The 7,644-nt window shown below is 62.5% G+C and carries 3 protein-coding genes, 1 pseudogene and 1 riboswitch; of the genes and pseudogenes, 2 read left to right on the top strand and 2 right to left on the bottom strand.

The features are described from left to right. Positions 1 to 327: 327 nt before the first annotated feature. Both ACFO24_RS07470 and thiC read left to right on the top strand, forming a co-directional pair. Entirely contained in the window at positions 328 to 1,974 is a 1,647-nt protein-coding gene (locus ACFO24_RS07470) for an acyl-CoA synthetase (protein WP_377737773.1), read from the top strand. A 122-nt stretch (positions 1,975 to 2,096) separates the two neighbouring features. Next, positions 2,097 to 2,234, top strand: a riboswitch (TPP riboswitch). A 108-nt stretch (positions 2,235 to 2,342) separates the two neighbouring features. Next, a complete protein-coding gene (thiC, locus tag ACFO24_RS07475; RefSeq protein WP_207574511.1) occupies positions 2,343 to 4,223 on the top strand; it encodes a phosphomethylpyrimidine synthase ThiC in 1,881 nt (626 codons plus the stop codon). A gap of 84 nt (positions 4,224 to 4,307) precedes the next feature. Here the strand turns inward: thiC and ACFO24_RS07480 are convergent, their stop codons facing one another. Beyond that, entirely contained in the window at positions 4,308 to 5,915 is a 1,608-nt protein-coding gene (locus ACFO24_RS07480; RefSeq protein ID WP_377737775.1) for a methyl-accepting chemotaxis protein, read from the bottom strand. 95 nt (positions 5,916 to 6,010) lie between these two features. Then, a pseudogene (locus ACFO24_RS07485) lies at positions 6,011 to 7,576 on the bottom strand (methyl-accepting chemotaxis protein); the annotation flags it as partial. Positions 7,577 to 7,644: the final 68 nt, after the last annotated feature.

Here is a 7,644-nt window from a genome sequence, read left to right on the forward strand (position 1 = left end):
AGCACGGATCGCGCCATAAACAGCGGATAGCGATTTTTGTCTATGCAATCATCCGGGATGCGACAGTTAATGCAAATGAATGCGAATGAATGGGGAAAAAACAGCGGTTGGGTGCCGCAGTGCAAGAGCAAATGCAGATCTGGCGGTTTTATGTCGCACAGCCCTATCGTTTACCCTAGAATTAAGTTTAGTAGAAACCATTTCATTTATATGGTCATTTCTGACTGAATCACTCCTGTATTGTTTTGCTAAAACTTTTTAGCCACAGTGTTTTTGAAATATTTTCAGTAAATCAATTATTTAACCCACCGTTTGAAGGAATAGAGGATGACAAGCCACTTCGACCAAAACCTGCAGCGCAATGCCGCCAACTTCGCCGCGTTGAGCCCTTTGGGGTTTTTAGAGCGCTCGGCCAGCATTTACCCCGAGCGTCTGGCCATCGTGCACGGTGCTTTGCGCCAGACCTGGGCGCAGACTTACGCCCGCTGCCGCCAGTTGGCCCATGCCTTGCAGCAGGCCGGCATTGGCAAAAATGACACGGTCGCCGTTATCTTGCCCAACACACCACCAATGATTGAGGCGCACTTTGGTGTGCCCATGGCCGGGGCCGTGCTCAATGCCCTGAACACCCGCCTGGACCCCGAGGCCGTCGCCTTCATGCTTGACCATGGCGAAGCCAAGGCGCTGATTGTTGATCCCGAATTTGCCCCGCTGATTGCCAAGGCGCTCCAACTGCGCCAGCGCACCGAGCCCTTGCTGGTGATTCAGGTTGAAGATGCCTTGTACGGCGAAGCTGCCACGCAGGTGGGCAGTGTCAGCTACGAGCAATTTGTGGCCCAGGGCGATCCGGCATTTGCCTGGGAAGAGCCGGCAGATGAGTGGGATGCCATTGCCCTGAACTACACCAGCGGCACCACCGGCAACCCCAAGGGGGTGGTGTACCACCACCGGGGCGCGGCCATTAACGCCATCAGCAACGTGCTGGAGTGGGACATGCCCAAGCACAGCGTGTATTTGTGGACACTGCCCATGTTCCACTGCAACGGCTGGTGCTTCCCCTGGACGGTGGCAGCCCGTGCAGGCGTGAACGTGTGCCTGCGCCGGGTGGAGGCCAAGGCCATTTTCGATGCCATGCGCGAGCATGGGGTTACCCACTACTGCGCAGCGCCCATCGTGCAATCGCTGCTCATCAATGCCCCGGCCGAACTCAAAGCGGGTATCCCCGCCGGGGTCAAGGCCATGGTCGCTGGCGCGGCGCCACCGGCCTCGATGATCGAAGGCATGGAGGAAATGGGCTTTGACCTGACCCACGTGTATGGCCTGACCGAGGTGTATGGCCCCGCCTCGGTGTGCGCCAAACACGATGACTGGAACGCGCTGGACATCGGCGAGCGTGCCCGCCTGAACGCCCGCCAGGGCGTGCGCTACCACTTGCAGCGTGACGTGCGGGTGCTTGATCCCCAAACCATGCAGCCCGTGCCCCAGGATGGTGAGACCATGGGCGAGATCATGTTCCGCGGCAACATCACCATGAAGGGCTATCTGAAGAACCCGGCGGCCACCGAGGAAGCCTTCCGGGGCGGTTGGTTCCACAGCGGCGACCTGGCCGTGCAGTACCCGGATGGCTACATCAAGATCAAAGACCGCAGCAAGGACATCATCATCTCCGGTGGCGAGAACATCTCCTCCATCGAGGTGGAAGATGTGCTCTACCGCCACCCTGCCGTGATCGCCGCCGCCGTGGTGGCCATGCCCGACGAGAAGTGGGGCGAAACGCCGTGCGCTTTCCTGGAAGTCAAAGCCGGGGTGCATGTGACGCAAGAGGACATCATCGCCCACTGCAAACAGCACCTGGCCGGCTTTAAAGTGCCGCGCCACATTGTGTTTGGCGAACTGCCCAAGACCAGCACCGGCAAAATTCAGAAGTTCGAGCTGCGCAAGCAGGTCGGAGCAGCTGCCGCCATTGCGGTTTAAGCGCTGAGTTACTAAAAAACAATAGCTGCTAGCGATTGCCAGATGGTTGTTAGCAGCTATTTTTATTAAAAATTACCTTTTGCTGCGGTAAACGCAATGGATAGGCGGGGCCGCTATACTGCCCGCTTGCTCCGGGGTGCACGAGGGAAGAAGGGCGTTGCAGCTGAACTTCCCAGGCGTGCTGAGATGGTGGCCCCAGTCACCGAAACCGCGAACTTGATCTGGTTAATACCAGCGTAAGAAGAGCTGCCATTGGGAAATGGATGGAAACCTGCGCCTTGCCGCCCATGCGGCGGGTGCCTGCTGCCAGCCCCAATCGATTGCGGAGCATGTCCTGTTTTGTGTGATTCCCCAAGGAGACTGCCGCAATGAATGCCCCCGATACCTTTGTCCAACTGCTCGCCCGCACGCGCGAGTCGTTTCCCGCCTCCACCAAGTCCTATATCACCGGCAGCCGCTCTGATCTGCGCGTGCCGGTGCGCGATATTGCGCTGACCAATGGCGAAGTGGTGAGCGTGTATGACACCTCCGGCCCCTACACCGACCCCGCCGCCACCATCGACGTAAAAAAAGGGCTGCAAAGCGTGCGCGCCGCCTGGATTGCCGAGCGTGGCGACACCGAGCAGTACGAGGGCCGCAAGCCCGTGGCGCTGGACGATGGCCGCCAAAGCGAAGATGCCGCCCGCCTGGCCCAGCTGCGCCAGGAAGCGGCTGCCCTGCAACGCCAGCCGCGCCGTGCCAAGGCCGGTGCCAACGTCACGCAGATGCACTACGCCAAGAAGGGCATCATTACCCCCGAGATGGAATACGTGGCCCTGCGCGAAAACGGCAAGCGCGAATGGATGGCGCAGTACCAGCAAGACCCGGCCCGCGAGCAGCGCCTGATGGGCAACCCCATGGGCGCGATGATTCCGAAAATCATCACCCCCGAATTTGTGCGCGACGAAGTGGCCCGCGGCCGCGCCATCATTCCGGCCAACATCAACCACCCCGAGGTCGAGCCCATGGCGATTGGGCGCAACTTCCTGGTGAAGATCAACGCCAACATCGGCAACTCCGCCGTCACCTCCAGCATTGAAGAAGAAGTGGAAAAGCTGGTCTGGGCCATCCGCTGGGGCGCGGACAACGTGATGGATTTGTCCACCGGCAAAAACATCCACACCACGCGCGACTGGATTGTGCGCAACAGCCCCGTGCCGATTGGCACCGTGCCGATCTACCAGGCACTGGAAAAGGTGGGCGGCGTGGCCGAGGACCTGACCTGGGAGATCTTCCGCGACACGCTGATCGAGCAGGCCGAGCAGGGCGTGGACTACTTCACCATCCACGCTGGCGTGCGGCTGGCTTATATCCACCTCACAGCCCAGCGCCGCACCGGCATCGTCTCGCGCGGCGGCTCCATCATGGCCAAGTGGTGCATGGCACACCACAAGGAGAGCTTCCTCTACACGCATTTCGAGGACATCTGCGACATCATGAAGAGCTACGACGTGGCCTTCAGCCTGGGCGACGGCCTGCGGCCCGGCTGCGCCAGCGACGCGAATGACGAGGCGCAGTTTGCCGAGCTGCACACCCTGGGCGAACTGACGCAAATCGCCTGGAAGCACGACGTGCAGACCATGATTGAAGGCCCCGGCCACGTGCCCATGCACATGATCCAGGCCAACATGACCGAGCAACTCAAAACCTGCCACGAAGCGCCGTTCTACACCCTGGGCCCGCTGACCATCGACATCGCGCCGGGCTACGACCACATTGCCTCGGCCATTGGCGCGGCCATGATCGGCTGGATGGGCACGGCCATGCTGTGCTACGTCACGCCCAAGGAGCACCTGGGCCTGCCCGACCGCGACGACGTGAAGCAAGGCATCATCGCCTACAAGATCGCCGCGCACGCCGCCGACGTGGCCAAAGGCCACCCCGGTGCCCGCGCGCGCGACGATGCGCTCAGCCAGGCGCGTTTCGACTTCCGCTGGCAAGACCAGTTCAACCTGGGCCTGGACCCCGAAACAGCCAAGGAATACCACGACGAAACCCTGCCCAAGGACTCGGCCAAGGTGGCGCATTTCTGCAGTATGTGCGGGCCCAAGTTCTGCTCCATGAAGATCACGCAAGAGGTGCGCGAATTTGCCGCTGCCAAGGGCGTGGCCGAAGAGGCGGCCCTGGCCGAGGGCATGGCCGCCAAGGCCGACGAGTTCAACCGCGCGGGCGGGGAGTTTTACATTCCCATCCACCCGGCAAAATCATAAAAATCAAAGCGCTTTGCGCTGAGTAAATAAGGGGTTGAGAGGCTTTTTCCTCTCAACCCCTTTGTTTTTAAGCGCAAGCAGTTCTTATTGTTGTAGCGCCAGCAGTGTGCCCGGCATGCTCTCGGGCAGGATGAAGCGGCTGACCAAGGCCGTCAATTCGTCGGCCTGGGTGCGCAGCTGCGCCGTGGCACTGACCGATTGCTCGACCAGGGCGGCGTTTTGCTGGGTGACCTGGTCGAGCTGGGTTAGCGCTTGGCCAATGGCGGCGATGTCATTGCGCTGCGCCTGGCTGTGGGTGCGAATGTCCAGCATGGCGTGCGCCGTGTGGGCGATGGCGGCGGCCACCTGCGCCATGCGGGCATCGGCGGCCTGGGCCAGGGTACCGCTGTGGGCAATTTGCTGCTGGGCTTGGCCGATCAGGGTTTTGATTTCGTGGGCTGCAGCCGCTGAGCGCTGGGCCAGCTGGCGCACCTCGCCGGCCACAACGGCAAAGCTGCGTCCGCGCTCGCCGGCGCGGGCGGCTTCGATGGCTGCGTTCAGTGCCAGCAGATTGGTCTGAAAAGCCAAGTCATCAATCACCCCGGTGATGGTGCCAATGCGGGCCGCAGTGCGCTCCAGCGTGACCATGCTTTGGCTCACCTGGGCCACCACCTGCTGGCCCTGCTGTGCTTGGGCGGCGGCCTGGGCGGCCTGGGTTTCGGTGTGTTCAGCGGTGCGCACGGAGTGGTGTACGGCTTGCTGCACCTGCTCTAGCGCAGCGGCGGTTTGTTGCAGACTGCTGGCGGCTTGGTCGGTGCGCAGGCACAGGTCGGCATTGCCACTGGCGATGTCGCCCGAGGCGTGGTGCAAACTTTGCACGCTGGTGCGCACCTGGTGGGCCAGGCGGCGCAGGGCCTCCTGCATGGTGCCCAGGGCGGCGAGCATGTGGCCCGTTTCGTCGCGCCCGTGGCCAGCAATATCGTGGCGCAGATCCAGCGCGGCAACACGGTCGGCGGTGTCGCGTGCCAGCGCAATCGGGCGCGTGATGCTGCGCACCAGCCACAGCACCAGCAGCAGGCCCAGCACCAGGGCCAGGCTGCCAAACAGCAGCAGCGCCTGGCGGGCCCGCGTGCTCCATTGCGCAACCTGCTGGGCATCGGCATCAATGGCCTGGCGCTGCGCCTGGCCCAGGGCGGCCAGGGCGGCCTGCTGGGCCTGTGTGGCGGGCAGAAATTGCTGGGTGTAAACATCGCGGATGCGCTCGGTCAGGCCAAAGTCCCGCGCTTGCAGCAGGGCCTGGCGTGCGGTGTCAAACGCCAGCGTCTGTTGGTGGACTTGGGCCAGCAGGGCCTGCTGGGCTTTGCTTTGCAGCAGTTGCTCCAGTTGTGCCAAATGGGTGTTGTACTGCTGTTCGGTGGCGGCAATGTCGGCACCCAGGGTGTCGCCCACCTCGGGCTCGGAACTGAGGGCGACGGCCTTGTAACGCTCAGCGTTCAGGGCCTGCAGGCGCTGGGTGTCGCTGAGCAGGCGCTCAATGGCCAGGCTGTGTACGACGATGCCATCCGTGGCCTGGCCAATCCGCGCCAGCGCCCACAAGCCCATGGACGCGCCCGCCAGCCCCAGCGTCAGCAAGATAAAGAACAGGCCCAGCAAACGCCGACCCAGTGGGCCGATGCTGGGGGCGGAGGTGGAAAAAGAGGGTGCAAAAGCCATGTGCAGCAAACCAAGCAACAGACCCGATTGGTCTGTGGCCGACTGTGCGACACGATTGTGACAAAACGTTGAAATGCGCTGTATTGCGCAGCGGTTTAAAACGTTTCCCAGTCATCATCGCTGCGTGGCGCTGGGGCGGCAGCGGGTGGCTTCAGGGCTGTAGCCTGCAGTGGCGGGGCCGGGCTGGTGGCTGCCTGGGCCGCTGTGGCCGGGCGCTTAACCGGGGCTTTGCTGGTGCCGGTGGGCAGCGCTGCAGCGGGTTTGGCTGCCACGCTGGCCTTGGGTGTGACCTGGGGGGCCGGGCTGGGTGAGTGGGGTGCGGGAGTGGTTGCCGGACGGTGGGCGGCGGGGCTGGCAGGCTGGTTGCTCAGGCGAAATTGCGCCACCACCTCGATCAAGCGGGCCGCCTGCTCGCGCAGGCTTTCGGCAGCGGCGGAGGACTCTTCCACCAGGGCCGAGTTTTGCTGCGTCATTTGATCGAGCTGGTGCATGGCCTCGCTCACTTGGCCAATGCCCTGGGTTTGCTCGGACGTAGCGGCGCGGATTTCGCTAATGATGTCGGTCACACGCTGCACGCTGGCCACAATGTCGCCCATGGTGCTGCCGGCGCTGCCCACCAAACTGGTGCCGCTGTGTACCTGCTGGACCGAGTCGTTGATCAATTGCTTGATCTCTTTGGCCGCCTGGGCGCTGCGCTGGGCCAGGGTGCGCACCTCGCCAGCCACTACGGCAAAGCCACGCCCTTGCTCGCCGGCGCGGGCCGCTTCCACAGCCGCGTTCAGCGCCAAGATGTTGGTTTGGAAAGCAATGCCGTCAATCACGCCAATGATGTCGCTGATCTTGGTGCTGCTGGCGTTGATCGCCCCCATGGTCTGCACCACCTCGGCTACCACGGCACCGCCGCGCTGGGCGACCTCGGCCGCCGAGGTTGCCAGCTGGCTGGCCGTGTGGGCCGAATCGCTGGTCTGGCGTACCGTGCCGGAGATTTCTTCCATGCTGCTGGCCGTCGATTGCAAATTGCTGGCCGTGTTTTCGGTGCGCTGGGCCAGATCGCTATTGCCGTGGGCAATTTCTGTAGCGGCGGTGGCAATGCTGTCCGAGGCCTGGCGCACTTCACTGACCAAACTGCGCAGCGACTGCACCATGTTGCCCAGGCCATGCAGCAAGGAGTGCTCGGGCGCGGGGGGGATGACGGTATCCAGCCGGCCCTGGGCGACATCTTCCATGGCGGCCATGGCCAGGGCCGGATCGCCACCAATCTGGCGCGTGACCGAACGAAACACCGCCAGACCAATCACGGCCACCACCAGGGTGATGGCCAGCACCAGCGCCATATCTTTCAAAATGGCGGTGCGTACCAGGGCATCGACATCGTCCATGTACAGGCCCGAACCGACCATCCAGTTCCAGCCATCAATGCGCACGGCGTACTGCAGTTTAGGCACCCAGGCGGTGCTGCCCGGACGGGTGAAGGTGGCAGGCACAAATGCCTTGCCGTCGCTGCTGGCGCGAAGCTGATCGACGATGTGTTGCAGGGCATCGTGGCCTTCGCCATCTTTGAGCTTGCCGCGCATGTTCTGGCCTTCCCATTCCGGCTTGATCGGGTGCATGATACCGACCAAATCCAGGGACCAGATGTAGAAATACTCAGACGCGCCCTTGAATCGCCCAGGGTTTTGTAGACAGTCAAGAGCCTCCTATTTCCTGTCCAATAGGAGCCAGTATGAGC

Origin of the sequence: Comamonas denitrificans (genome assembly GCF_042654745.1) — a bacterium.
Taxonomy (GTDB): Bacteria; Pseudomonadota; Gammaproteobacteria; order Burkholderiales; family Burkholderiaceae_C; genus Comamonas; species Comamonas denitrificans.